The sequence below is a fragment of the Streptomyces lydicus genome (assembly GCF_004125265.1).
In the GTDB taxonomy this organism is placed as follows: Bacteria; Actinomycetota; Actinomycetes; order Streptomycetales; family Streptomycetaceae; genus Streptomyces; species Streptomyces lydicus_C.
The window spans coordinates 4,763,498-4,787,538 of sequence record NZ_RDTE01000003.1; the positions used below are offsets into that span (position 1 = coordinate 4,763,498).

A 24,041-nucleotide genomic window follows, 5' to 3' on the forward strand; every position below is an offset into this window, starting at 1 on the left:
CGGTGGGGGACGCGGGCACCACCGAGTTCCCCTGCCATCCGGTGGGACCTCTGCCTTTGGCCGGTGAGGCCTCAGCCGTCAGCCGGCTCGCAGCAGGCCCTCGCCGCACACCGGGCCGGCCGGAAAACCATGGTTGTTGATCCCAGGATGCGGGCGGCCGCCGAGCGGCAAGCGCGCGGCCAAGCCCGCGAAATGGAGCGTCCCTTCGGCGACGGCCGCGCGGGCGACGCCTGTGAGCGGTTTGTGAGCCGACCATGAGCCACGTGGCCGAATATCGGTGGTGTGCCGGTCGCAGCGGCAGTCCCTTAGGGGCGCGTGGCCGGCGGCACTCCGTTCCTTGCCGGTTCGGAGCTGCTGCACACCTCGTTCACGACGGGTGCGCCTTCCCGGGACGGCAACACCCGGAGCCGTGAACGGAATCGCAGGACGCAATCCGCGCTTCAGGTGGAAAGTAAGGGACGCAGAAGATGAACATACGAGTACGCAATGTTCTCCCGTCCGGCAGAGGCCGGCGGGCAAAGACGGTCGCGGTGGGATCGATGGCGCTCGCGGCGGCGCTGTGCCTGTCCATCACCCCGGCGCAGGCGGACGGCGGCGGCGGTGGTTGGATAACCGACCCGCCGGACGTGCCCGTTTCCCAGGGCGACGGCATCTGGAGCACCCCCGAGAAGGTCGCGGAGTTCCTCGCCAGCTGTGGTCAGGACTGCACCTTCACCCCCACCGCATGGGTCGGTGAGCCGACTGAGGGCACGCCGACGATGCTGGGGGACTATCGCGACAACTGCACCACCGAGAACGCCGACTTCAAGCAGGGCGAGGCGGAGACCACCGGCGAATCGACGGTCATCGGCATGTCGGTCGGCGCGAACCCCGTCTCGGTGCTGCCGAAGATCGAGCACACCTGGTTCAAGCAGAACACGGAGAGCAGCGATACCACGGGCACTCTGAAGCCCGGCGAGATCGGTTGGGTCGACGAGGTGTCGGTCACCCGGAAGGCCAAGGGCAACTGGCACCTCAACGGCGTCGACCAGTCGAACCCCTTCGCTCCCGTGAACGACCACAACTCCCATGGTCCCCACGACTTCACCGACGTCGAGGGGGACATCACCTACAAGATCATCAGGATCCAGTCCCGCCCGATGACCGACGAAGAGCGCACCAGCCGCTGCGGCAACACAAGCCCCAGCTGACCCAGTTGGCGCGGAACCCGGCGGCCACCGGCACTCCGTAGACGGCCCCGACTCGGCACCGAGGCCCTGCCACCCCGGCGCGGATCGCGAGCCCGCACCGGCAAACGGGAGCCCGCACCACCCCCGGCCATCTCCTCGGTCGAGAGCACACCAGCCCCAGGTCACTGACCTGGGGCTGGCGCCGTGGTGCGGACGGCGAGCACGGCGAGCACGGCTCCGGCAGGAGACGGCCGATGCCGCTTGAGCCGTCCCGGACGTACGTCGGTCAGTTGGAGGACGGACCCCCGGGCCGGCAACCGCGATCAGTAACCGACAACGCACATTCCGTCACTCCAATGGGGCGCATCGGATGGCGGTCCCGTCCACCCCATTCCTAGCCTGGGCTGGTGCGCTCGATTCGCAGAGAACGCACGAACCACTCAGAGAGGTCACAGCATGTCCCGCACCACGCTCCTCGCCCTGGCCGCTGTACCCGCGTTGGCCGTCAGCCTGGCGTCCCCCGCGCTGGCCGATGACGAAACCCCGCACGCCCGCGTCGTCACCGCAGAGAGCCCGGTCCGCTCCGTCGGGGCCAACCAGACCGAGACCGTCACTGTCACCTGCCCCAGGGGCACCTTTGCCGTCAGCGGGGGCTGGCTCGTGTCCTCCGCCAATATCGACGTGACGGGCAACCGGGCGGTGAGCGACAGACGGTGGTCGATCCGCTTCGAAAACGAGGCGAACCAATCCGGCAGAGTGCAGGCTTTCGCCCGTTGCGCGGTCTGACGGCGAGCACGCGCCGGGCAGGCGGGGGATCGAGCAGGGTGACTGCCTGAACGTCGCGACCGCTCTCCCTCCAGTCGTATGAGGGGGAAGTGGTACGGGACGGGTCGGCTGAGGGCAGCGCGGGAAGGCGGGCGTTCCCGAAGGGCCGCCCGCCTTCCCGCGCTCACTCGTGGGTTGTCCGAGGTGTGGAGACGTGGAGCTACGACATGCTCTCCGTCACGGGCCGTTCCTTTGCCACGGGGCCAGGCCCGTCCGTCGCCCGGCTCTTGCGCCCGGCGAGCATGGCGTAGATCGCCACGGAGAGCACTGCGCAGATCGCGGCGCTGGCCCACAACACCGATTGCCAGGCCCCGGTGAGTCCCTCGGCGACGAAGCCGAAGAAACGGGAGCGGACTTCACCGGGAAGGGCGACCAGAGACCCTCCCAGGTCACCGGAGTTCACGTTGTTGGCCAACTCCGTGGCACCGCCCCGGTAGCCGGGGAACCGGTCCAGCCCGTTGTCCAGCCAGTTCCGCACCAGGTTCACCAGAGCCGAGCCGGCCGCCGCGATGACCACGGCCTCACTCCCCAGCCGCAGGGTGTTGAGGAAGCCGGCCGCGGTACCGGTGGCCTCAGGCGAGACGACGTCCAGCACTGCGCCGTCGACCAGACCAAAATTCAACCCGAGGCCGACACCGAGGGTGATCAGCGGACCGGCGAGGGCACCGGCGCCGATGCCGGGCTTCAGTACGACGGCGAGCCACGCCACCCCCGCTGTCAGACAGATCAAGCTGGCTGCGAACACAGAGCGGTTGGAACAGCCCCATTTGACCAGCTTGCCGGCCAACAGCGGGGTGATCAGAATCGGCACCGTCATGAGCAGCATGGTGGTTCCGGCCGCCTGGCTGCTCTGCCCGTTGGCGACCATCAGGTAGTTCGGGAGCAGGGGCAGCAGGATCACGAAGGCGAACGTGACCACGACAGGGATCAGGCACAACGCCATGAACCTTCCGTTGCTCAGCAGCCGCAGGTCGAACATGGGGTGCCGTACCCGCCGCTCCACCAGCACGAAGGCCACCATCAAGAGGACCGATCCCGCCAGCATGGCGAGCACGCCCTCGCTGGCCCAGCCCCACTGCGGGCCCTCGACCATGCCGAGCATGAGCAGGAAGAGGCTGGAGACGAACGTCACGGTTCCCGCCCAATCGACCGATGCCGCCGACTCGCTGCGGGACTCTGCCATGAAGGGCACGGCGATCAGCACCAGCGCCAGCAGCAGCGCATGGGCGCCGTAGAACGAACGCCAGCCCAGGTTGTCCGCCAGGACCCCCGCAGCCATGGCGCCCAGTGCGAGCCCGGCGCCGGTGGTGATGCCCACGGCGGCGAACGCCCTGGTACGTGCGGCTCCGTCGAAGGTCGTGGCCAGAATGGAGCTACCGCTCGTCAGCAGGGCGGCGGCGCCGATGCCGGCCGCGCCACGCATGAGGTCGAGCAGGATGATGTTCGAGGCCAGCGCGCTCACCAGGGACGCGGCTATGAAAAGGACCGCGCCCGCGGTGAACATCCGCCGACGGCCGATCAGGTCGGCGAGCGAGCCGCAGGCGAGCATGAAGCTCGCGAAGGTGAGGTTGTAGCCGTGCACCACCCACTGCAGTGCGTCCAGCGACGCGTGCGTGTCGTGGCCGATGTGCGGCAGGGCCACTCCCGATCCGGTCACTGAGGTCGGCAGGATCAATAGGGTCAGCAGCACCGCGCCCAGCGTCATCGCGGGGCTGGTCCGGCGGGCGCGGCCGGTAGGCAGGGGATCCACTTCATGTGCTCCTTGATCGCTCGCGCGTCAGCGCAGGGACTGGGCTCGAACCTTCAGGGCGGCGTTCATCAGGAGGAGCCCTCCTCGATCCGCCGCACCATGCCGCCCGCGAGGGGCATGCTCGGATCGCCGTAGTCCTCGCTCCGGCGCAGCCGCACTCCTGACTCGCGCTCCCCCAGCAGGAGTTCGTGCCGTGCGCGGAAGACCATGGCGTGCCGGATGGTGCCGGACCACTGCAGGTGGCGGTCCTTTCCGACGACGGTGACCGTCGGAGTGTGGACCTCTTCGTGAGCCTTTTCGGGACGCTGCATTCGCAGTCACAGCGTCTGGCCGGCCGCGGCCTTGCCGCGGGCCTCGAGAATGAAGGGATTCCACTCCCCGTACCGGTCGAAATCGACGATGACGTCCCAGACCTTGTCGGAGGGCGCTTCGATGCCGACGGCCGTTTCGCTGGAACGACGCGTGAACCGACTCCTCGTAGGTGAGTTTTCCGGGCGACGGCCCACGGTCAGGCCGGGACGGAGTTGACGACGCCGCCGTCGACCAGGAGGTCCACGCCATTGACGAAGGCCGCATCGTCGGAAGCCAGGAAGGCGACGGTCCGGGCAACGTCCTCGGGGGTGCCCACGCGCTTCTGCACCGACTGCCGGGCGCTGTCCTCGCGCGCCTCAGCGGTGGGGACGCCCTCCCGGAACATCTCGGTGTCGATGTAGCCGGGGCTGACGGAGTTCACTCGGATGCGGCGGTCGGACAGATCGCTGGCCAGTGTCTTGGCGAGGTTGGCTGCCGCAGCCTTGGTGGCCGCGTAGAGGGAACCGATGGCCAGGCCGCGGTGGGTGGTCCACGAGGCGTTGATGACGATCGAGCTGCCGTCGCGGAGCACCGGGAGCGAACGCTGGATGGTGTAGAAGACGCCCTTGAAGTTCACATCGACGGTGTAGTCGACGTCCTCTTCGGTGAGCTCCTCGATGCGCTTGAAGACGCCCACGCCTGCGTTGGCGAAGATCACGTTCAGGTGACCGAAACGCTTGCGGACTGCGGACACCAGGCGGTCCACTTCGGCCGGCTTGGATACGTCGGTGGGTACGGCCAGCACCCGGCCCGCCGTCGTCAGCCGCTCGGCGGCGAGCTTGAGCTTGGCCTCGCTGCGTCCGGTGATGACCACCTTCGCTCCTTCGGCGAGGAACTGCTCGGCCGCGGCGTACCCCATGCCGGTGGCGCCGCCGGTGACCAGGACAACCTTGCCGTCGAAACGGCTCCCGCCCGGCATGTTCTGCGTCATCGTGAATCCAGTCGATCGTCGGTGAGCAAGAAATATGGAAAGAGGCCACGGCCGGAAATCCGGCTCGTCCGTTTACCGCCCAGCGGAGGTGCGGAACGATGCCGGTACCTCCGCCGCCGCCCAACAGCACAGGAGGCCCCGGGGGTTAAGCGCCCCGAAAACAACGGCGGTTGACCACGTGACCATCGTGTCCTTTATCGCCGAGACGTGGGTAGAGCCGCTTTATGGTGGTGTCATGACCACCACCTACACCTCCTCAGCCGACCGTGAGGAACGGCCGCACCCACGGCGAGAAGAGCTCCGTGCCTTCCTGCGCTCGCGTCGCGCCCGGGTCAGACCGGAGGATGTCGGGCTTCCGGGTGGCGGGCTGCGGCGTACCCCGGGCTTACGTCGCGAGGAGGTCGCGACACTCGCCGGCATCGGGGTCTCGTGGTACACCTGGCTCGAACAAGGCCGCCGCATCAACGTGTCGGACGCGATCGTCGAATCAGTCAGCAGGGTGCTCCAGCTCAACCACGCGGAGCGGGCCTACCTCTACCAGCTGGTGGGCCTCAAACCGCCGGAGCAAAAGGCCGCCGAGAAGGCCGCTCCCATGGCCGAGCTCGGACAGCTCGTCGACGCCTGGTCGCCGTACCCCGTGTATGTGCTCGACCGCTGGTGGAACTACGTCCTCATCAACGCCTCGGCACAGGCGGTGTTCGGCCTGACGGGAGATGGCCAGAACTGCCTCGTCTCCTTCTTCACCGACGCCAAGTACCGTTCGTTCTTCACGAATTGGGACACGCTGGCGCCGACGGTCGTAGCCGATTTTCGCAGTGCCGCCGCCTCGTACCCCGACGACGACCGGTTCACTGCCCTCTCGGATCTGCTCTATGCGGAGAGCCCCGAGTTCGCCCGACTGTGGGACCAGTACGACGTCCGCTGGGAGTCCAACGGCACCAAGGCAGTCGTGCACCCGGTCCTGGGCGAGATGACCTTCGACCATGTGGTGATGCACCCGTCCGACCGCCAGGATCTGCGGGTGACGATCCACTTACCGCGCAACGGCTTCGAGGCGCGCCGCAAACTTGAGCGCCTCCTGGAGAGCAGCGCCCCCAGCCTGGCCGGCTGCTCCGCCCCGGCTTCCCCGGGCCGGCCCCTTACGGCTGAGGCTGAGCCGGCGACGCGACCTCGGCGGGCACATCCAGGGCACAGTGCAACGGAAAACCCTGCGGACCAGTGAGAACTACGCTCGGCAGTTCTCACTGGTCCGCAGGGTTTTCGCGGTGAAGCCGCAGGTCACCGACCGCTCCGCCACACAGGACTTCCTCACCGAGGCGAAGGAAGTCGCCCGCACAGGCCCTCGCGGGCGTGGTCGGCCCGCTCATCGAGGTGCCGATGCTGATCGGCCTCGTTTACGTTGCGCTCTACGCCCGGCGCTTCTTCACCGCCCGCACGCCCCTGACCGAGGAAGACCCCGCGCATGTCTGACACCGCCCCGCCCTCCGTGCTGTTCGTCTGCGTCCACAACGCCGGCCGCTCGCAGATGGCCGCCGCGTTCCTCACACACCTTGCGGGCGACCGCGTACAGGTGCGGTCCGCCGGGTCCGCCCCCGCCGACGCCGTGAACCCGGCCGTCGTGGCAGCGATGGCCGAGGTGGGCATCGACATCTCGGCCGAGGTGCCCAAGGCGCTCACCGTCGGGGCCGTACAGGCATCCGACGTCGTGATCACGATGGGCTGCGGCGACACCTGCCCGGTCTTCCCCGGTAAGCGGTACCTCGACTGGCAGTTGCCCGGCCCCGCCGGGCAGGGTGTCGAGGCCGTGCGCCCCATCCGCGACGAGATCGAGCAGCGGATTCGCGGACTGCTCGACGCGATCGCCCCTGAGGGACAGGCATGAGCATGCCGCCAGGCCGCCGACGCCGGAGCGTCTGCAACTCACGCCCTACTCGCCACTCAGTAGGGGCTTAGCGGCCGCGCGGACAGGCGCGGTGGGGGATGTCGGCGACAGGTCCCGCGGACACCGAAGCTCTGGCGACCGCGCTGCGCACCTGGCTCGGCGAACCACACACGTGCATGACGAACGGCCAGAAAGGTGAACCTGGTCAGTCTGAAGTCAGGAAAGACACCGGGCAACGCATAGGGAAGGTCTGATGGTGTGCGATCCACTCTGACGGTCGGTTCGGCACGGATCTGCCCTGATGCTGCCGAAAGGCCGTCGAGCCTCTGCACCGGCAAAACATCCGAGGAGCAGGAACGACGATGGCACTCGACCCGACAATCTCCCAGGTGAACATGACCCTGGCTGCGCTTGCAGCCACCGGGGCCACCCCGCGTCCGTCCGGGGAAACCCTGGAGCAGCAGACCAAACGCATCATCACCGGCATCGACGCGCAACTGAGCGATCCCAGCCTTGCGACGCAGGACTCGTGGGAGCTGGTGTGGCTGGCCCTGAGCGAGGCCAACGCCAATATGGCCTACCTCGTACGGAGCACCAACGGCTCGAACGAGTTCGCCGTGGTCGCTCGCGGAACGGACGCCGATTGGACCGACATCCTCGAAGACCTCGAGGTCGGCACGGTCGCCCCGTTCCCCGAAAGCGGATCGCCGACGCCCATCTACGTTTCCAAGGGGGCAAAGGACGCGTTCACACGAGTGGTCACCGCCCGCTCGATCGCCTCTCCCTCCCCGAACGCCACGCTCGCTCAGGCGCTCGGCGTCGCGCTCAAGGCGGCGCCCTCCTCGCCGCAGCCGACCGTCTATCTGACCGGCCACAGCCTGGGCGGTTGCATCGCCAGCATGCTCGCGCCGTACCTGCAGGCACAGACCTGGCCGAAACAGCCGAAGTTCGCGGTGATGACCTATGCCGCTCCCACCGCCGGCGTGCAGAGCTTCGTCGACTACTTCGACTCCGTGCCGTGGGTCATCGACGAGCGCCAGAACAACGCCTACGACCTGGTACCGCACGCGTGGGCCGATCTCGACACCACCGCCGACTGGTACCCGAGCCCGGGACCGCAGGCGACCGAAGAAGTGAAGCTGCTCATCGGGAAGATCGCCAGGCGCACCAACGGCAACGTCTACGTCCAGCCCGGCACGCTCTGTCTGATGAACACCGGATACACGAGCCTTGCCGAGAAGCTGGTCAACAAGACCACCCAGGACTTCCTCGGCCAGGTCGCCTACCAGCACGCCAACTCCACCTACCTGGACCTGGTGGGGGCGCCTGACGTGCCTTCCCCGCCGGTGGTGACCGACCTGAGCCCCACCTTCGGCACAGCAGGCGGCACGGTGACCATCAACGGCACGGGTTTCAGTAAGGACAGCATGGTCGACTTCGGCCGCTTCGCCTGCACCGAGCCGCCCACCATCGACCCCTCCGGCCTCAAGATCACCGCCAAGGTCCCCAACGGAACAGGCGTCGTCCACGTCCGCGTCACCAACACCCTCGGCACCTCCCCGGCCATCGCGATGTCGCAGTTCGCCTATGGCGGACCCGCACCTGTAGTGGTCAGTTCGGTCAGCCCGACCAGCGGGAAGGTCGGCACCCCGGTCACCATCAACGGCGAGGGCTTCGCCCAGGGCGCCACCGTGCACTTCAAGGACAAGGCATCCGGCTCGGTCAAGTTCGTCTCCACCGGCCAGGTCATCGCAACCGCGCCCGATCTGTTCGACGTCCAGCAGACGGTGAACATCACCGTGACGGTCGGCAAGGCCACCTCTCCCACCAGCCCGGACGACGAGTTCACCTACACCGGGCGGTAGCGTCCGCACGCCCCGTTCCTGGGCGGCCCTGCCTGGCGGTTGCGCGATCTGGGCGTCTTGACCGGCTCGTACGCTCCTCACCCGAAGGCCGGTGGCGGAGCGGACCGTTTCCACCGGGAGGAGGCGTTGGAGCTGCTTGCTCCGGAGGTGTCGGGGCGAGCGTGATCACCGTTGTCCAGTTCCCGTTGCGCAGCGGCCCTGGCCGGCAGGGCGGTGGTGCCGTGGCTGGCGCGTTCGGTCTGATGGGCAACTCCCCTTTCGGGAAGGCGAATTCGCACACACGAGGCAGGTGTGTGGTGCAGGCCACGAAGAATGCGTCGCGCGATCCGAGATGGGTGCTCGCTCCCGGGGCCGGGCGGGGTGTCAGGCCCCGTCCGCCTGGGGCGCTTTGGCGTCATCGGGCACGCGGAGGGCACGCCCACCCCGGAGAGGACTGGACAACGAACAAGCCCCAGGTCCCTGACCTGGGGCTTCCGTGTGGAGCGGGTGACGGGAATCGAACCCGCGCTCTGAGCTTGGGAGTCAACGGGCCCTGGGGTGATCAGACTGCATCTGGCCTGGGTAAACGCTGCTTCTCTGGGTCGTCTCGTGGGGTCCCGTGTTGCCCCTCGTGACCGGTGTTGACCGGGCTGAAGGGCACGGATGGGGCACGCCCGGCTGCGATGCTGATCGCGCAGCGGCAGAGGCTTGCCGCCCGGCGAAGAACCCTGATTCAGGGGCAGAGTCTCCGCAGTCGGTTTGCGGGTGCATTGTTCGGCATGTTGTCGCAGCTGACAATTCCCCTTCCGCTATTGGCTTGTCGTGTCCGCAGGCTGCGCTATGCACACATGCTGCGGAGGAACGCTCGCCGACGCGACTACGGCCTGACCTGGTAGTACGCGCGCATGCCTCTCGGGACCAACGCTGCAACGTGCTGGCCCCGGTGGCGTTCGGCCTGATGCCCAACGGTGTTGCGGGCTCCCCGTCTTGGGGCCTGGTGGTGCCCGGTGATGTCGGCCACGCCCTCGATACCGGCATCGCCCCGGCCTCCACCTGCCCCCCCGCGGTGCTGCGATCATGCCGCGAGGACCGAGCGTTCCATGGCCGCGCACGGCCTAGTCAGGCCGCACGGAATCGAGCAGTGCGGCGCATCGGGCGAGCAGGCCGACAAGCGTTGCCCGCTCCTCGTCGGTGAACTCGGCGGCCAGTGCCCGCTCCACTGGTACCGCCCGCGCGTCGGCGTTCTCCATGACGGCGCGGCCCTCATCCGTGAGCCGGGTCTCCAGGACGTTCTTGTGCCACTCGTGCGGAGTGCGCTCGATGAGGCCGCGCTCCTGGAGGTTCTTCAGCACCGTGTTCATGGTCGGCGGTGTCACTCCGCACGCTCGCGCCAGCGCGGCGGCCGAGATGCCGGGCCGCTCGGAGCTGTAGAGCAGAGCCGCGTACTGCGGGACCGTCAGACCGGTCGGCTTCAGCGCCGCGTGCTTGGCACCGTTCAGAGCCTGCTCGGCGCGCTTGATGGAAGAACCGAGGCGCTCGGACACGGGCATGGACGTCATCTCCGCATCGTAACGGCCATAAAGCAGGGAAGCTCTCACCCAGCAATGAGTACCCATATGTGAATTAGGGCCTTGACGAAAATTAGAGTTCGAATATAGCTTCGTGCGCATTCGATCGCATGCGGACGACACTCGTATGCGCCGGCAACGGGGAGGCACCCACCCATGTCCCAAGCGATCACACGGCGCGCTCTGATCTCGGCCGCCTTGTCCCTGACCGCCACCGTCGTGCCGCTCGCCGTCACCGTGAGCGGCCAATCCGCGGCCATGTCACCGGCCTCGCACGCCGCCGCCCGGCACGAGACCCGCACTCGCATCTCCACCGCGTTCGACCTGCCCGGCACCCGCGTGTACCCGGAAGGCATCGCTGCCGACTCGCGCACCGGCGACATCTACGTCGGCTCGTACGCGACCGGCGCCGTCTACAAGGCGACGCCCGGACATCGCACCGCCCAACTCTTTCTGCCGTCCGGCACCGACGGGCGCACCACCGCCAACGGCTTGAAGATCGACCGTGCCGGCCGACTGTGGGTCATCGACTCGACCGCCGGCGTCGCCGTCTACGACCTTCGCGACCACAAGCTCATCGCCCGCTTCGACGTGACCGGGAGCGCCAAGTCGTTCGTCAACGACCTGGCGATCGGCCCGGACGGCAGCGCCTATCTGACCGACAGCTACCGGGGTGTCCTCTACCGCGTCACGCCCCGGCAGCTGGCGCGGGCCGCCGCGCACGGCGGGCGTGCCGAGCTGACCACGGCCTACGACCTGGCCGGTGCGCTCCCCAACGCCCCGGCCGGCGGCGTCGCGCTCAACGGCATCGTGGCCGACCCCTCCGGCCGTTATCTGTTGACAGTCGACATGACCGCGGGCACCCTCTACCGCGTCGACGTGGCGTCGGGAGCGGTACGCCAAGTCGCCCTGCACGGCGGAGACGCGCTGCACGGTGACGGCCTCGAAATGCGCGGCAACACCCTCTGGGTCGTTCACAACGTGACCAACGCCATCAGCCGGTGGAAGGTCGGCGACGACGGCGCGTCCGCCTGCATGGAGCGCCGCATCACCGACCAGGCGCTCCAGATCCCGACCACGATCGTCCACAGCCGTGGCCGGACGCTCGTCGTCCGCTCCCAATTCGACAAGGGCGGCCCGATGGGCCCCGGGACGCCGCAGCCGTTCACGGTGGCCGAGGCGGACGGCATCTGAACCGTCGTCCCGACGAGGAACGTCATGATCTGCGGCAGGAAAGGGGTGCACGTCTCCTGGTCCGCTCCCGCATCCGTCCCACCGCGCTTCTGCGCGAGTTCATAGCTGCGAGGAGGCTTGTGGGTGTCAACTCTGCCCGCTGGTGGGCGCGTTATGGCAGTGCATGGCGTGCGACCTACGAGCGGACCGGAGAACAGATAAGCCCCAGGTCCCTGACCTGGGGCTTCCATATGGAGCGGGTGACGGGAATCGAACCCGCGCTCTGAGCTTGGGAATCAACGGCGCGTTGGGCGATGGCGGCGCCCTGAACTGCGACTATCTGGGTACGGGGCCTTGTTGGAGGCAGTCAGTTTGACCGCTGCTGACCCTGGTGTACCGCCCTAAAGGGCTGGGATGGGGCTGGCCCCGATGGGGTGGAGGCGGAGGCCACGTGGCGACGCGGGCTCGGGTGCGGAGAGGCGCAGTGGGTCGGCGCTGGCGCTGAGGTGCGCAGGCGCGAACGCGGCGAGCTACGGGATTAGCAGCCCTAGGTGTATTGCCCTGTGAGGTTGGGGGCGCGGCTGGCGGGTGGCTGGCCCTTGAGGGCGGTGTGTCCGCGGTGGTGATTGTAGGTGTGAAGCCACTGTGGGAACGCTTGTCGGCGTTCGGTCTCTGAGCGGTAGGAGCGGGCGTAGGCCCATTCGTCGAGCATGGTCCGGTTGAGGCGTTCGACTTTGCCGTTCGTCTGCGGTCGGTAGGGCCGGGTTCGCTTGTGGGTGATGCCGGCCGCCGTGAGGGCGCGGCGCCAGTCGCGTGAGCGGTAGCAGGCGCCGTTGTCGGTCAGGACGCGTTCGACGGTGATCCCGCAGGCGGTGAAGAACGCCTGGGCGCGGGCCCAGAAGCCTGTGGCGGTCTCCTTCTTCTCATCTGTGTGGATCTCGCTGTAGGCGAGGCGGGAGTGGTCGTCGACGGCGGTGTGGATGTAGCTGTAGCCGGCGCCGGAGCGGGTCTTGCGGCCTGCTTGGCGGCCGAGGGTTTTGTGGCCGCCGCCGTCGGGGATGTTGCCGAGCTTCTTGATGTCCACGTGGACGAGTTCGCCTGGCCGGTCGCGTTCGTAGCGGCGTATGACGCGGCCGGTGACCCGGTCCAGGTGGGCCAGGCGGGCCAGGCCGAAGCGGGTCAGTACGCGGTGCACGGTCGAGGGCACCAGGCGTAGCAGGTGTGCGATGCGGGCCGGGCCCCACCGGCGCAGAAGCCGGACCTTGATGATGCGCCGTTCGGTGCGGTTCGGGGTGCGGCGCGGGCTCGTGTGCGGGCGGCTTGACCGGTCTGCCATGCCCGCCTCCCCGAACAGCCGGTAGCGCTTAGCCCATCGCTGAGCTGTTGTGGGCGAGACCTGGAAGCGTTCAGCGGCCCGACGCAGTGGCCAGCCGTCCTTGACCACGCAACGGGCCAGACGCAGCCGACCGGTCTCTGTCAGAGGTGCATTACGGTGAGGCACGAGGGCCTTTCTGGTCGCCGGTGCAGATGTCGCAATCCACACCAGGCCAGAAGGCCCTCACCCATTTCAAGATCACTCAGCCGAGACCTGCGTCACCAACCTCCGTGGACAGAACACCTAGGTAGACCATGACGGCGTGTGGTCCAATCGCGCAGATTGGCGCTGTGCCGCCGGCGACTGTACTGCGGCCTCGCCGTCGACGGACTCCCTTCTGTGGAGCTCACTCACGTCGTGAGCATCAATTTGCCTGGGGCGCTTCGTTGCCGGGCCGCTGCCGTCGCCCGGCAGCCTGCTTGGCTCGCAGTGCGGCGACACGCTCGCCGGGTGTGTACATGCAGTATGGGCACCCGCCAAGCTCCTCAAAGGTCTCCCGAGCACCCAAGTGTCCAAGATGGCAGCGGACAATCTCGGCCCGACGCCCTTCCACACTCCAGAAGAGCGGGATGCTGTCATCGCTTGCCATCGGATCTTCCTCTCAAGGCTGGCCTTGCCGGAGCGTTGCCGGCCACAACGACTGCGCGGCACCGGGCTTGAGGTTAAACCTGAGTCGCCCCAGGTGACTCGCCTTCCGCTGCCTGCGCACTCATGGCTATCTGGGCAGCTTCACAGGTCCACCACCTTGGCCCACGGGCCGGCGGATGTCCGATGAGGTCAAAACGGCGCGGGTGGGAAGCCAAGATGGAGTGCACACTCCAGGAAGCGCCTTTGCTGCGCTTGTCATGGGGCCACGCGGCCGCCACCCGTCGGTACCGCCTCAAGGTGCCAGGCGACATTTGGAGAGCGTCAGCAATACCGTCCAGCGCTCTCTCACGCTGAGGCAACGGGGCGTCCACAGGTGCCACTTCCAGGACAAGATCCCCAAGAATGAACTGCAGTTGACTCTCCCGCTTAACCAACTCTCGTCCGCGTCGTATCAACTCTGGTGCAATACTCATCGAATGCTCTCCCGTGAGGCGGTATCTACTCGACCTATGACCTTGACGGGGCGCCCCCCGAAGCGCCCGTATGCGGTATTGCATGTCAACGACTTGGCGTCTTGCGGCTGCGCCGAGAGGTTGACCCCTTCGGCTTAGCCTCGGCGCCCTTCGCGGCAGCTTGCGGCGAAAACCCGGCTGCCTCCAAGAGAGCCATCGCGGCGAAAATATTCTCGCACTCGGTACGCAGTAGCCGCACTGTCGGCAGTTCCTGCGCCTCTGGAGGGAGGATCGCGATCGAACAGTTGTAGATTCGCTGCGCTTGCCTATAGAGGGAGCGGAGCCTGTCGGTCGCGTAGAGGGTGCACTTGTTAGGGTCCACAGTGATTATGTAGGCGCCGTGATGGTAGACCCACCCTTTCTTTTCGCTCTTGCACTTTTTGTCCTTGATCCAAGCCTTGCCGTACTCAAACTGGCCACGGGTATTGCGCCCCATGGCTTGCTTCGTCAGCAGACCAGCTTCGCCGGCGTTTTCGACTCGGTTCCAAATATCCTCTCCAGTGTCGTGCGCCGCTTGGCGGCGGGTTGCCATGATTATTCGCCTTCTTCATCCTCCAGCAAGCGCGCCAGCGCCTTATCCATGTCGGTCTTACCTGTCTTGATCGCCGTCTCGCACCAATCAAGGAACGAGCGGGCCTTAGTGATGTTGTCGAGCACCGCCTCCTTCGTATCTTCCGTGTAATCCTGGCTGTGGATCTGCGGGATAATCCGTTGGAAAGAGACGAAGAACGAGGCGAAACTGCCCAGCAGTTGCAGGATCTCCATAGGGGCGTCCTGGTATGAAACCTTGGTAGGTGCCTCTTCCTCTTCGATCTCTTCTTCCTCGGGAGTGAGTTCAGCTTCCGCCGCGGTCTCCTCATCCACCTGGCGCCAGTGTTCGTACTGAGCCTTGCGCAGGAGGTGCCGTGTGCGCGGATCGGCTACCAACCGATGCGTCAGCTCAGGGCGCTGTTCGAGCATCTCGCCCACGGCTTCGGCGGCGTCCTCATCGCCGCCCAGAAGAGTGCGAGCACGCTCAAAGCGCTCCGTGCGATTTGTTGGCGTGTGAGGCTTCTTGGAGTTGTCCGCGGCCCGGAGTGCCTCGTTGTACGTCCAGTGCCGTTCCTTGGTGAACGGGTCCAGAGGGTCCTTCCGGATCTTAATGAACCGGCTTCGCGTGGCGGCTAGTGCTGCGTGCACGGAAAATGACACGTCAGGACGCCGCTTCTCTTCCGGCCATTGACTGGCAACGTAGTAGTAGTGGCGCAACGTGTTGGGGTTGATGCCGATCTGGTTTGCGTAGAGTTCGATGACCTCGGTTACCTCTCCATGGCCTCGTTTGTGACCTTGGAGTATATCGATCACCGTATCGCCCAGCTCAAACTGGATCCCCGACTGTCGCTTGACTAGTGCGCGTCCCTTTCGGACGTACTTACTCCACTCCGATTTGCTGTATCCGGCGGGGATAGTCATAACGGTCACTGGAGGACACCTTCTCCCCGCGCCATGAGATGCATCTCGATCATTGTGGGATGGCTGGTAGTGGGATGCATCTGGCGCGCGATGAATGTGCAAGGCCCCTGCAGAGGTCACCCTGCTTTCCCTTTTTAGCTCACTTTACGCTTTCGTCTAACTTTTTTTCCTGCGCAAAGACGACCAGTCCGGTCTTTGCTGGTCTACGGCAAAACGCGACCACCAGGCCATGCACCATTAGTGACTCCTGTATTACTGACCGTGATAGCCGCTCTCGCTGTGGTCACTGCCTTCAGGGGCCGGGATGCCCCTGCTGCTGCCAGCTTCGTTGAGAAACCTTTGGTCCTTGGTGAGGTGCTGGCGCGAGCACGGGCGATATGCCGCGATGTGGAGGAACGACACGTGCCTGTCAGAAGGAGCTGTCACCATGGCCAGCATGGCTGCCAAGAGGTGTGACCGCTGTGATCTGTACATCGGGGAAGGCTGCGACTGCCCAACAGACGGCTCGGCTCCGCGTGCTGACGGCACAGGCGCTTCCCTGCGGGGCGGGCAACAGTGCGTCGCTCCTCCCGACAGGATTCTGATCTCCCCACACGGGGTGGCTCACCTTCCGGACGCGTGCAACCACCATCCGGAACAGAGCCATCGAGATGCAGGGTGGGGATGGATCTCGCAGCCGGCGAAGGGGCTGTGGGAGGACATAGGCCCAGCGCGCCCTGTGCAGGCCACGGAGGGGGAGACGACTCTCGTCGCCCATCGCCGGTGTGGCAGCTGCTTGTCATAGTCCGGAATCAACCATGATCGCCATGTGGTGCTCTTCTGCCAGGGTCTGCGAGATCGTGCCAGGCGGTTATGCACGATTGTGTCGCGTCCCGTCCCCTTGGTCATATGGCGCTATCCACGTCGCCGGCGCGACGCCCGATCCAGCTATCCACCGCCTCTAGAGGCCCCCGACTTCAGCAGTCACGGGGGGCCTCCCCCGGTGTCACGGATCTGGGGCGGGTGCTCGCGGACCAGGTCGAAGGGCCGACGATCTGTGCGTAACAGCCGACGAATGGCGCCCGCGACCAGCACGGCTTCCTGCGCGTACGGTCGCCATAGGCTGGCGGGCTGCGCCCAAACGGCGGGCGATAGCTCGGGCGGCCCGTCGGGGGCGGAGAATGAGCCGTTGCCGGGTGACCCGCTGTGGGGGCATAGCGATCTCTGCCCAGACGCATTTGCCGGAGGTGGTGTGCTCGGCACCGTGGCAGAGGGACAAGCGGTCGATTAGTGCCATACCGCGCCCGGACTCGTCCTCGGAATCCGCCCAGTGCGGAACAGGGAGGACGAGCGAGCCGTCGTAGACCTCGACGAGGATTCGCCGTCGGCTGAGGTTGGCGGACACCGTGATGGTGAGCATCGTGCCGGTGCCGTGCCGCACCGCGTTGGTGACCAGTTCCGAGGTGATGACGGTCAATGCGGTATCGGAGGACTCGTCGAGGCGGAGCCCCCACTTTTTCACCAGATCCTGGAGACGGTGACGGCTGATCGGCACCGAGGTCGGATCGCGGACCAGAAGGAAGCTTTGGCTATGGCAGCGCATGACAGAGACCCTTCGACGGTTCTTCAGACCGGGGCTTGAGGCGAGGGAGCCCCTGAGCGGCAGGCCGACATGATTCACGGGGGATGCCTCCCTCAGCGGGGACGGCTGTGCGTGGGGGCGCCGTATGCCGACCGTTGTCGGTACGGCAGCCCCCAGGGGGAGTGCGGCCGGGGAGGTCGCTATCCGGGTGGTCGGTGGTCTGCGTCGTCGCTACTTCGTGGCGACGACGTAGACGCTTCCCCAGCGACGCTTCGGATTGGCGATCTTGGCGTCGAAGGTCCACGGCTCTACGGTGGCGAAGCCCGCTTCGGTGAAGAGCTGGACGAGCTTCTCGTAGTCGTAGGCCCAGAGGTGCGGGGTGTACTTGGGGTCGTCGTCCTGGTCGCGGAAGACGAGGTTGACGAGGTCGAGCTGGGTGTTGATGTCGTTGCGGCAGTCGCGCTTGGCATACCAGCGCTCGACCATCTCGTCGGCGGGGTTCAGCGGCCCGGGGTACTGGCTGAGAGCGAAGGCGGCGTCGGGGACGCCGGTGATGATCTTGCCGCCCGGTGTGAGTGCGCGGTGAGCCTCGCGGACGTAGTTCTTGGCGGAGCGGGGGTAGTCGATGTGCTCCAGGAAGTGCTCGGAGAAGATCAGCTCGACGGTGTCGTCGTGCAGGGGGATGCCTTCGCGGACATCCCAGAGCAGGTCGGCCGGCGGGACGGCGTCGATGTTGAAGAAGTCCTCGATGCGGTGGGTTCCGCCGCCGATCTGGACCTTGGTGGGCTTTTGGTCGATGCGGCTGTCGGGCCAGGCCCGCTGGCTGGCGTGGTGATAGCGGTGGAGTTCGATCTCCCAGGCCGCTGTGCGGAGTGATCGGGCCAGGCCGTGGGTGGTGGAGGGCGCGCTCAGTACGGCGTCGATCTGCTCGCCGAGGAGGTCGATGGAGGGCATGCCGAAGTAGCTCATGGCGGGGCTCCTGGGAAGAAGAGGCAGCAGAGCAGCTGTTGGTGAAGGCTGCAGTGGTTACGCGGCGTTGGGCGCCGGGGCGGTCCACTGGTTGTTGCGCATGAGGGTGTACTTGATGTCCACCAGCCGCGGGGCGATGGTCAAGGAGAGCTGCTCGGCCGGGTGGAGGTGGCCGGCGTCGTCCTGTTCGGCGCGCCAGACGCGGTAGTCGAGGTTGGGGTAGGCGGGGTTGATCCCGATCTCGCCCTTGGGCATCGTGCCGTTGAACGGGGCGACGATGTCCATGTGGTTCCAGTAGTTCCAGGCTTGCAGGGCCTTGTACTGGTCGAAGTAGAAGTAGAAGTCGGGGTAGCGGCCGAAGGTGCGCAGTTCCCGGTGGATGAGGTGGCCCAGCAGGGGGCCGAGCTGGGTGGAGAGGGCGTCGAATTCCCAGCGTTTGTGATGCCAGGCTTCCGGGGCCTCCCCAGGGGCGAAGAGCCGGGCCGCGATGAGGTGGCTGATGCGTTCGACCAGGTAGTCGGCCGCGTGGTTGATCTCGATGGTCGGGTCGACCTGGTGGATGAGGTCGGCCAGCTGGCCGGGCCTGGGGCGGAACTTCGCGAGGTCGAACTTGCCGGCCATGTTCGGGTAGGAGGCGAAGAGCATCTCCTTGTACAGCCAGTTGTTCAGCTCTCCGATGTCGGCCAGGCGTCGCGTGTGCTGCGAGGTCGAGTGGAGCATCAGGTACTCCGCCAGCGCCTCGAAGTACAGGTAGCCGAGGATCGGTAATCGGGGGATGGTCTCGTCGAGTAGGCCGAGGAAGGGCCTGGCGGCGATGTGTGTGCCCCGGTAGGCCACGGCCGTCGCGGTGGCGAGGAAGGCGGCAGAGTTCTTCACCCTGGCCACGACGGTCTCGCGTAAGCGGTGGCGCTCGCTCTTGCTCAGCAGGTATTCGAGGTGGCAGTAGATCCGTAAGTGGATGAGGCCCAGCCGGAGATAGTCCACTCCCGCCAGGCCCTGGTACGCCTGCGGTGGGGTGTTGATCTCGAAGATCAGCGGGGTGGGTACCCGGTCGGTGACGCCGAGCTTGGACAGGAAGGCCGGCGCCTCCTTGGTCAGGACGTATGCGGCCAGGTTGTGCATCCGCAGGCCCCGGTCCGTAGCCGTGAGCGGGGCGCAGTAGATGCTGCCGACGAGGCAGCCGCCGGACGGGTAGAGGACTCCTTGCTCGTTGATCTGTTCGAGGGCGTGGGTGACGTGGAGGAGGTGCAGTCTGCTGTTGCCGTTGAGGGCGTCGAAGAGGGAGTTCTGCCGCAGCAGGGGCCCGTTCGGTGTGGCGGCGAGCCGCTCGTCCCAGGTTGCCGACTGCCGGGACAGCGGGTCGTTTGTGTCGGCAGGGCTGGGGATGAGGGTGGTGTCGTAGAAAGCGTGGGCGTCGGCCCAGAGGTGGTAGGCGTCGAGGAAGTCCATGGTCACGCCAGCTCCTTCTCTGCAAGCGCGTACAGGACGGCCGCCGGGCTGTGGGCACCGGCAAGGTGGGCCTTCTCGGAGATGGTCACGAGGTCGAAAGCGAGGCTGCGGAACGTGTCGAAGGCGGGCTCTTTGACGTGCTGGGCGTTCGGCCACCACCTGGTCTTCGGCAGGCGGTATCGGTCCAGGGCATCGGCGGCCTTCACCACGTCGCAGATGATCTGGCTCCGCAGGTAGTCGGCCTGGTCGTCAGGGCTGAATGCGCCGTAGGGCACGTCGTGCAGTCGGATGGCGGTGGCGGCCCTTGTGACGCGGCGCGGTGTGGCCGTGAGGTCGAAGCGGCCCCAGACGGTGTCCGCATTGGCAGCGAGCCATATCGCCGCGCGTTCCCCGTGTCCGCGGTCGTCCTTGTCGTGATGGCGCTGGCAGTCGTGGACGGCGGCGGCAACGACGGCGGTGGTGGTGTCGGCATCGTCCAAGCCGTTCGCCTCGGCGAGGACGGCGGCCAGTGCTGCGGTGCGCATGGCGTGCCGAACGCCGTGGATCGAGTCGTACAGACGGGGCTCGGCCATCCAGTCGCGTGGTAGCCCGGTCCGCCGCAGGAGGTACTGCGCGATCGGCCGAAGGGCCGGTTGCGGTGAGGGCTGGGGGTCAGGCCGATTGGTGGCGATCCAGTCGATGGTGGCCCGGTCCATGTACTGGTGGAGTGGTAGCTGCCCTCGGGCAGCCAGGTCGATCAGGCTTGCGGTCGTTGGGGTCGTGCTCATCAGTGCCCACCCCCTCGGTGGTCTCCGCGGTGACGTGCTCCTACCGGATGGGCGCGGCTTGCCGCTCGCGCTCCTTGCGTTCCTTCTCAGCGGCTTCGAAGGCGGCGGTGAACTCGGCCAGCTCCTGCTCGGTCATCAGGGTGACGCCCAGCTCATCGGCGACGTCCGTGATCTTGGCGGCTGCCTCGGCACGAGCGGCGTCGGGGGCGTCGTCGTCCAGCAGGACCTCGAATTCGGCGTGGTATCCCCATGCCTCGCTCCACTTGACCGCGATCTCGACACCGTCGAAGCGGAAGTTGTGCCGGAGATTGGACGCCTCGTGCATCGCTCCCTCGAACCCGAGAGCGTTGAACAGCTTCACCGCGGTGCCCACGTCGGCCGGGGCGATAGCGAACTCGGTCTCCGCGAATGCGGCGCCCTGGCCGATCTTGCTTCCCTTGAGGGTGATCTTGGCGGTGTCGGCAGCCGTGTTGTCGGTGACCTTCAGCAACTGGTCCGGAAGTACATAGAAGTAGATGTGCTTGTCGTCGGGGCCCAGGTCCTCGCCGTCCCTCTCCAGACGGTCGACGAGCTGGTCACGGGTCTCCTTGTCGAAGCGGGCACGCATCTCGATCTCGATGGGCATGGGCGTATCGCCTCCTGAATCAGGCATGACGGAGCCAGCCGGACCGGCGCCAAGGGGGTGGGTAGCCGGTTCGGACGGCTGCTGCTTATGCGGTTGTGGGTCAGGGGCGGGGCGGTGCGGCCGTCGCTCGGCCCGGCTCACCACCCCGCCGGATGGATCATTGGTCAGTCCAGGTCGCCGAAGCGTTCCCGGACCACGCCTTCGTGCAGGTAGGTGGGGAGCTGGACACCGCCCACCGACGTGCGGCTGGTGGCCACCTGCTCCTCGGTGTCGCTGGGGAAGCCCTCCAGGAGTCGCAGGCACTGCTGCACCCACTCACGGGACTTGGGCCGGTCTCCCAGGTCACGGTGGCGTACCGCCAGGGCGTACGCGGTCTCGGTGGCGGCCCACCGGTCTGTCGTCAGTTCGCGCTGGAAGACGGACTCCAGCTCCTCGGCGGAGGCCAGGCGGGTCTGGATGGTCATGGTTTCCCCTCTGAAGTTCGGTCGTGCACTGGTGGTGCTCAACGCATCGGCGTCCCCGCGGTGACGCTGTAACCCGCCGCTAGTACGTGTAGATCTCCGCGAGGGTCTTGTAGTCGTGCAGCTCGTCCTTGTCGAACCACAGCTCAAGCTCCTGCTGCGCTTCCTCCTTGTTGCCTGAGGCGTGCACGAGGTTGGCCACGGCCTTGCCCGAGGCGATGCTGCCCGCGGCGCTGTAGTGCGAGAAGTCGCCTCGCACCGTCCCCGCCGGCGCCTGGTTCGGGTACGTGCTGCCGACGATCTTGCGCACCGTGGCGATGGCGTCGAAACCTTCCAGCACCAGCGCGATGACCGGCCCCTGCTGCATGAACGTCGACGTGACGCGGTAGACCTCCGACCCCAGCCGCTCCTCCAGATCGAAGTAGTGGCGCCGGGTGAACTCCTCGTCCATCGACTTCATCTTGGTGCCGACGATCTTCAGTGCGGCTTCCTCGAAACGGGTGATGACCCTTCCCGCCAGGCCACGCACCAGCGCATCGGGCTTGAGCAGGACGAGCGTGCGTTCAACGGGGTTTGCCTGATCCTCAGCCATGAGGTCCCTTTCGCTTGTATGCACAGAGATTGACGGCGGATCAGCCGCCAGGTAGCTGAGGTTACCGGCGCCCATTTGCTCGACCGGGCGGTCGGACCTTCCCTCGGATGGCGGACACCGGAAGGCGGCACGATAGGGCTGAAAACAGGGATTCGTTTCAGCCAAGTGCGTTGGCCTGGCTACTCGTTGGGCTCGTTCACCTAGACTCTCCCCTCGGTCGACCGGCGCTCTCGGGCGCAGTCAGCTTGGCCGCTCAGGGCGATTCTTGCGGCGCGCTCCGCCCTGGCAATCATCATTCTTCCGAGTCACCTACGGAACGGCCATGAACCGCCAGTGCAGCCGAAGTGCACCTTCAGTGCGCAAGTTCCTGCACTGAGGACGGTGGCGAAGGAGGGAGTAAACGTGGACGTGATCGAACTCTGGAATGGCCGCCACGCCTGCCTGCTGCAGTCCGCCCTGCGCCTCACCAATGAACAATTCGCGGCCCGGCTCGGCATCGCGGTACGGACCGTGGCGGCCTGGCACGCCGACCCGGCCGTAGTGCCGCGCAAGGAGATGCAACAGCTCCTCGACACCGTCCACGAGAAAGCCCCGCCCACGGCACGACAGCGGTTCGCGCTCCTGGTCTCCGCTGAACGCGGCGCGTCCGCACCGGGCCCAGCAGGTGCGCAGGCCCTGCGCGTCGCGATCGCCGTGGTCGTACGTGACAGCGAGGTGCTGCTCGTCTGCCGGCGAGACGATGACGCAACGGGCCTCAGCTGGCAGTTCCCGGCAGGCGTGATCAAACCAGGCGCCAGGGCCGAGACAGCGACCGTGCGAGAAACGCTGGACGAGACCGGTGTGCACTGCGCGATCCGGCAGCATCTCGGAAACCGGCTTCACCCGGTGACCGGCGTCCAGTGCGAATACTTCCTGTGCGAGTACCTCGCGGGCCAGGCCACCAACTCCGACGCCGTGGAGAACATCGACGTGATGTGGGTTCCCAGAAACGCGGTGACCCGTTTCATCCCCGTCGATACGATCTTTCCACCCGTGCTTGCCGTCCTGGAGGAGCAGACGTGATGCAGCAGACAGCCGATGAGCGACCCGGCATTGCAGCGGCCATCATCGTGCACGAAGGACGCGTTCTGATGGTCCGGCGCCGGATCAGTGAGGGGAAGCTCTCCTGGCAGTTCCCGGCCGGCGAAGTCGAGCCCGGCGAAACCCGCGAGGACGCCGCCGTGCGGGAGACCAAGGAGGAGACCGGACTGAACGTTTCCGCCGTCGAGCTGCTGGGCGAGCGAGTCCACCCGGCAACGGGCAGGCTGATGTCCTATACCGCCTGCGAAGTGCTCAGCGGAACCGCGTATGTCGCGGACACCGAGGAACTGGCCGAGCTTGCCTGGGTGGCTCACGGACAGATCCCCGAGTACGTCCCGTACGGCTTGTTCGGGCCGGTGCAGGAATACCTGGACGCCGATCTCGCCAGCTAGCCGGCCCACCCCAACGGAAGCCCTCGTGACGGGAAGACCCGTGCATCTCAGCGATGGCGTGCCCGTCGCGTAACCCGCGTACTTCCACCACGAATGCCCCTGCCCATACCTTGAGAAACGGCGCTGGACCGCTCGCCCTCGCCCGGTGGACAGGGAGAGGGCGAGCGGGTCCACCGGGCGTGATCAGGGCCGCCATTCCTCGCAATAGTCGGGATGGTCGGCGTAGGGCAGAGCTAGGCACCGGAATGCCTCGCTGAGCATGCTTCGCTGAACCTGCCTCGTTAGGCGGTTAAATGACTCGGGCAGAGCTCCCGATGTCTCCGGCTCGTCGTACCGAGCCAGAAGTTCGCGCTTGGCTTCGACCTCGGTGAGTACACGGACCGGGTCGTGGAGGGCGATGTGATCGGCGTTGGCGGTTCCGTGACCAAACCCTCCAGGAACTCTGCGGCAGTCGGCCACGGCTGACCCGAAGGGTCTTTCCGGTGTTGCGTCGGCGGCATGTACGCCAGCGACCTGGTCACGCCGGACCCAGGGCCCCGGAAACGCTGCCCGCGCCACTGCCTCGTCCTCGTCGAGGCGTGATCGTAGGAACGCCACCAGTTCGTCGCTCACTATCTCCTCCAGACGGTTCGCCACGCTCCGGGCGCTGTTCCGGGCGGAGCGGTTCCTGAGTTGCGCTGCCGCAGTCAACAACAACGCGGATGTGATGCCCTCACCGTACGGAT

At 66.6% G+C, this 24,041-nt stretch carries 25 protein-coding genes and 2 pseudogenes; 10 read left to right on the forward strand and 17 right to left on the reverse strand.

The genetic code is table 11. The annotated features are described in order from the left end of the window. The first annotated feature begins 467 nt into the window (after positions 1-467). Positions 468-1,190, forward strand: a complete 723-nt coding sequence (locus tag D9V36_RS23345) for a hypothetical protein (protein ID WP_129295498.1) — start codon at positions 468-470, stop codon at positions 1,188-1,190. Positions 1,191-1,625: 435 nt separating this feature from the next. Further along, on the forward strand, positions 1,626-1,955 hold the full coding sequence (locus tag D9V36_RS23350; RefSeq protein ID WP_129295499.1) for a hypothetical protein: 330 nt from the start codon (positions 1,626-1,628) through the stop codon (positions 1,953-1,955). Between the two features lie 199 nt (positions 1,956-2,154). Here D9V36_RS23350 and D9V36_RS23355 read toward each other — a convergent pair whose 3' ends face one another. From D9V36_RS23355 to D9V36_RS23370, 4 genes are all read right to left on the reverse strand, one after another. Further along, positions 2,155-3,744, reverse strand: coding sequence for an MFS transporter (locus D9V36_RS23355; protein WP_129295500.1), 1,590 nt, complete (start codon positions 3,742-3,744; stop codon positions 2,155-2,157). Between the two features lie 68 nt (positions 3,745-3,812). Beyond that, complete coding sequence (locus D9V36_RS23360; RefSeq protein WP_129295501.1) at positions 3,813-4,055, reverse strand: hypothetical protein; 243 nt, start codon at positions 4,053-4,055, stop codon at positions 3,813-3,815. Positions 4,056-4,061: 6 nt separating this feature from the next. Next, positions 4,062-4,250 (reverse strand): SRPBCC family protein, encoded by a 189-nt coding sequence (locus D9V36_RS43105; protein ID WP_164993017.1) that lies wholly within the window; start codon positions 4,248-4,250, stop codon positions 4,062-4,064. Between the two features lie 2 nt (positions 4,251-4,252). Continuing rightward, entirely contained in the window at positions 4,253-5,026 is a 774-nt protein-coding gene (locus D9V36_RS23370; protein ID WP_129295502.1) for an SDR family NAD(P)-dependent oxidoreductase, read from the reverse strand. Between the two features lie 235 nt (positions 5,027-5,261). Between D9V36_RS23370 and D9V36_RS23375 the strand changes: the two genes are divergently transcribed. From D9V36_RS23375 to D9V36_RS42185, 5 genes and pseudogenes are all read left to right on the forward strand, one after another. Further along, positions 5,262-6,248, forward strand: a complete 987-nt coding sequence (locus tag D9V36_RS23375; protein ID WP_129295503.1) for a helix-turn-helix transcriptional regulator — start codon at positions 5,262-5,264, stop codon at positions 6,246-6,248. 113 nt (positions 6,249-6,361) lie between these two features. Further along, a pseudogene (locus tag D9V36_RS23380) lies at positions 6,362-6,496 on the forward strand (ACR3 family arsenite efflux transporter); the annotation flags it as partial. Then, positions 6,489-6,908 carry an arsenate reductase ArsC gene (locus tag D9V36_RS23385; RefSeq protein ID WP_129295504.1) on the forward strand — a complete coding sequence of 140 codons (420 nt, stop codon included), beginning with the start codon at positions 6,489-6,491 and terminating at the stop codon, positions 6,906-6,908. The pseudogene D9V36_RS23380 and the gene D9V36_RS23385, both read left to right, overlap by 8 nt. Positions 6,909-7,270: 362 nt before the next feature. Then, positions 7,271-8,773, forward strand: a complete 1,503-nt coding sequence (locus D9V36_RS23390) for an IPT/TIG domain-containing protein (RefSeq protein WP_129295505.1) — start codon at positions 7,271-7,273, stop codon at positions 8,771-8,773. A 36-nt stretch (positions 8,774-8,809) separates the two neighbouring features. Beyond that, positions 8,810-8,938, forward strand: a pseudogene (locus D9V36_RS42185) (flavoprotein); the annotation flags it as partial. Between the two features lie 929 nt (positions 8,939-9,867). Here the strand turns inward: D9V36_RS42185 and D9V36_RS23400 are convergent. After that, positions 9,868-10,311, reverse strand: a complete 444-nt coding sequence (locus tag D9V36_RS23400) for a MarR family winged helix-turn-helix transcriptional regulator (protein ID WP_241720995.1) — start codon at positions 10,309-10,311, stop codon at positions 9,868-9,870. Positions 10,312-10,476: 165 nt separating this feature from the next. Here D9V36_RS23400 and D9V36_RS42190 point away from each other — a divergent pair, with 165 nt between their 5' ends. Further along, a complete protein-coding gene (locus D9V36_RS42190; RefSeq protein WP_129295506.1) occupies positions 10,477-11,514 on the forward strand; it encodes an SMP-30/gluconolactonase/LRE family protein in 1,038 nt (345 codons plus the stop codon). A gap of 526 nt (positions 11,515-12,040) precedes the next feature. Here D9V36_RS42190 and D9V36_RS23410 read toward each other — a convergent pair. From D9V36_RS23410 to D9V36_RS23455, 11 genes are all read right to left on the reverse strand, one after another. Then, positions 12,041-12,994 (reverse strand): IS481 family transposase, encoded by a 954-nt coding sequence (locus D9V36_RS23410; RefSeq protein ID WP_129295507.1) that lies wholly within the window; start codon positions 12,992-12,994, stop codon positions 12,041-12,043. Positions 12,995-13,530: 536 nt separating this feature from the next. Beyond that, positions 13,531-14,013 carry a DUF6192 family protein gene (locus tag D9V36_RS43110; protein WP_431357693.1) on the reverse strand — a complete coding sequence of 161 codons (483 nt, stop codon included), beginning with the start codon at positions 14,011-14,013 and terminating at the stop codon, positions 13,531-13,533. Position 14,014: 1 nt separating this feature from the next. Beyond that, entirely contained in the window at positions 14,015-14,500 is a 486-nt protein-coding gene (locus tag D9V36_RS23415; protein WP_129295508.1) for a hypothetical protein, read from the reverse strand. 2 nt (positions 14,501-14,502) lie between these two features. Beyond that, positions 14,503-15,420, reverse strand: a complete 918-nt coding sequence (locus D9V36_RS23420) for a DUF6192 family protein (RefSeq protein WP_241721346.1) — start codon at positions 15,418-15,420, stop codon at positions 14,503-14,505. Positions 15,421-16,405: 985 nt separating this feature from the next. Then, the gene (locus D9V36_RS23425) at positions 16,406-17,080 is read right to left on the reverse strand and encodes an ATP-binding protein (protein WP_241720996.1); all 675 of its coding nucleotides are present in this window, start codon (positions 17,078-17,080) and stop codon (positions 16,406-16,408) included. Between the two features lie 132 nt (positions 17,081-17,212). Beyond that, positions 17,213-17,950, reverse strand: a complete 738-nt coding sequence (locus D9V36_RS23430) for a class I SAM-dependent methyltransferase (protein ID WP_129295510.1) — start codon at positions 17,948-17,950, stop codon at positions 17,213-17,215. Positions 17,951-18,007: 57 nt separating this feature from the next. Next, positions 18,008-19,399: a hypothetical protein gene (locus D9V36_RS23435; RefSeq protein ID WP_129298629.1), complete on the reverse strand. Its 1,392-nt coding sequence runs from the start codon at positions 19,397-19,399 to the stop codon at positions 18,008-18,010. 2 nt (positions 19,400-19,401) lie between these two features. Next, positions 19,402-20,166, reverse strand: coding sequence for a hypothetical protein (locus D9V36_RS23440; protein ID WP_241720997.1), 765 nt, complete (start codon positions 20,164-20,166; stop codon positions 19,402-19,404). A gap of 40 nt (positions 20,167-20,206) precedes the next feature. After that, positions 20,207-20,791, reverse strand: a complete 585-nt coding sequence (locus D9V36_RS23445; protein WP_129295511.1) for a hypothetical protein — start codon at positions 20,789-20,791, stop codon at positions 20,207-20,209. 164 nt (positions 20,792-20,955) lie between these two features. Then, the gene (locus D9V36_RS23450; RefSeq protein WP_018088334.1) at positions 20,956-21,255 is read right to left on the reverse strand and encodes a hypothetical protein; all 300 of its coding nucleotides are present in this window, start codon (positions 21,253-21,255) and stop codon (positions 20,956-20,958) included. A gap of 79 nt (positions 21,256-21,334) precedes the next feature. Next, complete coding sequence (locus D9V36_RS23455; RefSeq protein ID WP_129295512.1) at positions 21,335-21,844, reverse strand: nucleoside-diphosphate kinase; 510 nt, start codon at positions 21,842-21,844, stop codon at positions 21,335-21,337. 402 nt (positions 21,845-22,246) lie between these two features. Between D9V36_RS23455 and D9V36_RS23460 the strand changes: the two genes are divergently transcribed. Together D9V36_RS23460 and D9V36_RS23465 are read left to right on the forward strand one after the other, a co-directional pair. Next, a complete protein-coding gene (locus D9V36_RS23460; RefSeq protein WP_129295513.1) occupies positions 22,247-22,906 on the forward strand; it encodes an NUDIX hydrolase in 660 nt (219 codons plus the stop codon). Continuing rightward, the gene (locus D9V36_RS23465; RefSeq protein ID WP_129295514.1) at positions 22,903-23,316 is read left to right on the forward strand and encodes an NUDIX hydrolase; all 414 of its coding nucleotides are present in this window, start codon (positions 22,903-22,905) and stop codon (positions 23,314-23,316) included. Before D9V36_RS23460 ends, D9V36_RS23465 begins: the two co-directional genes overlap by 4 nt. 183 nt (positions 23,317-23,499) lie before the next feature. Here the strand turns inward: D9V36_RS23465 and D9V36_RS43115 are convergent, their stop codons facing one another. Then, positions 23,500-23,952: a DUF6221 family protein gene (locus D9V36_RS43115; RefSeq protein WP_431357694.1), complete on the reverse strand. Its 453-nt coding sequence runs from the start codon at positions 23,950-23,952 to the stop codon at positions 23,500-23,502. Between the last annotated feature and the right edge of the window lie 89 nt (positions 23,953-24,041).